The sequence below is a fragment of the Vibrio sp. Vb0598 genome (assembly GCF_033338935.1).
In the GTDB taxonomy this organism is placed as follows: domain Bacteria; phylum Pseudomonadota; class Gammaproteobacteria; order Enterobacterales; family Vibrionaceae; genus Vibrio; species Vibrio alginolyticus.
Window position 1 is genome coordinate 1 of the sequence record NZ_JAWOTP010000101.1, and the last position, 1,502, is coordinate 1,502.

Consider the following 1,502-nt stretch of genomic DNA (forward strand, 5'->3'; position numbering starts at 1 on the left):
TAACTTGCACCGACAAAATGCTTTTAAATTGGTTGCTTTGAGTCGCCACTCGCACCTCCGAAGATGGCACCATCACGACGCTAATGCGGTCGTAATTCAGCCCTTCAATACTGTTGTTCACCAACAATTTGATTTGAGGCACGTAAGAGTCCAATGCCACATCGGCAGCATGTTTAATAAACACCGATGCCGAAGCAGGAGTCGGACGCTCGCCTGGGCGAAGATCTTGATCTTCAAGTACCACGTGGACTCGCGCCACCAGCACACCATCAATTTGCGATAGCGTTGATGACAACTCTTGCGATTTTGCGTAAACCAAACGCGCTCTTTCCGCCAATGGCGAGGAGATTAAATCGTCTTTTGGAAACACTTCTTTTAACGTCGAGAACTGCTCTCGTGGGTAGCCTTTGCGTTTTCATGCATCAACGGCGAACGCGATTTGCGAGCTATCGACCATCAATTTTACTTTGTTGTCTTTGTCCGGTTCTTTGGTCGCCACCACGCCTTCCGATAACAAGATCGACAGCATTTCGTTGCCTTCTTTTTGGCTCACATTGGTGTAAAGCTCGGTTTGGCAACCCACCAAAAACAGCGCCAATACAAGGCAAAGCGCGCGCATTTTATTCTTCATCATTACTGCGCCTTCAAAAGCGTTTCGACATTCTGTGTGGTTTTACCCACGGTTTTCGCGATCAACTCTTCTTGAAACGTGATTCGCGTTAACGCCCACTGCATTTGCAACAGTTGCGCAGGATCGTCACCGACCATTTTCATGCTGTCTTGCAGACTGCTTTTCGCGTTGTCGCTGGTGTTTTTTAGTTCGCTGATGTTTTCTAGCAAACCGCCTTCTAAACCGTTGTTCCCCTCCGGAATAGACATGGCTTGTTCAAAACGCTCACTCAGCCCGTCTTCGACTTGAGCATCTTGCAACTTCTCAAGGTTGGTTTGCATCACCTCGGTGTACTGTGTATTGATCATGTGTACTCCTACGACAAATCTAACTTATGGCTGTGAGTCATGATGTTCTTCACCATCGCGTTTTTTTGGATAACAAAACTCAGCTCTTCACGTACTAAATCGACTGTTGATGTCATCTCTGGCAAAGACTTTAGCTCAGCCCAACAATGCCAAAGCGCCTGTTCTTTCTGAGCGCCAAGTGGGAAGCTTTGCGCAAGCATCGCTTTTAATGCTGCTCTGTCTGTTGGCGGCTCAGCCATTAACTGGCCTGCAAAATCTCCGAGCAACTCTTGTTTCAGAACGCTCAATAATTCCGGAACGGCATCATCCGTTCCTTTGGCGCTTTTCGCCTGATGAAAGGCGTACCACAGCGCTTCTTTTTGCGTTTGAGGATCAGAAAAAACCTCCTTTAACGAAGAAAGCACGCTTTGTTTAGAGACAGTCTCTGCTTCCTTGATCAACGCATACCAATCTTTAATTGCGTTGAGTTTCTCTTCTACTTTTGTCAGCGTGTCTTTGGGAGCTGAGCGAGAAACTTCGGCCGT

General features: G+C 47.3%; 2 protein-coding genes and 1 pseudogene. All 3 read right to left on the reverse strand.

The features are described 5' to 3' along the window. Positions 1–634: pseudogene (gene vscJ / locus R7Q38_RS23225) on the reverse strand (SctJ family type III secretion inner membrane ring lipoprotein Vsc); the annotation flags it as partial. Then, positions 634–978: a SctI family type III secretion system inner rod subunit VscI gene (gene vscI, locus R7Q38_RS23230; protein ID WP_318114439.1), complete on the reverse strand. Its 345-nt coding sequence runs from the start codon at positions 976–978 to the stop codon at positions 634–636. The gene vscI and the pseudogene vscJ, both read right to left, overlap by 1 nt. Positions 979–986: 8 nt before the next feature. After that, positions 987–1,502 (reverse strand): YopR family T3SS polymerization control protein VscH (vscH, locus tag R7Q38_RS23235; RefSeq protein ID WP_318114441.1); only part of this gene is annotated, 516 nt, incomplete at its 5' end.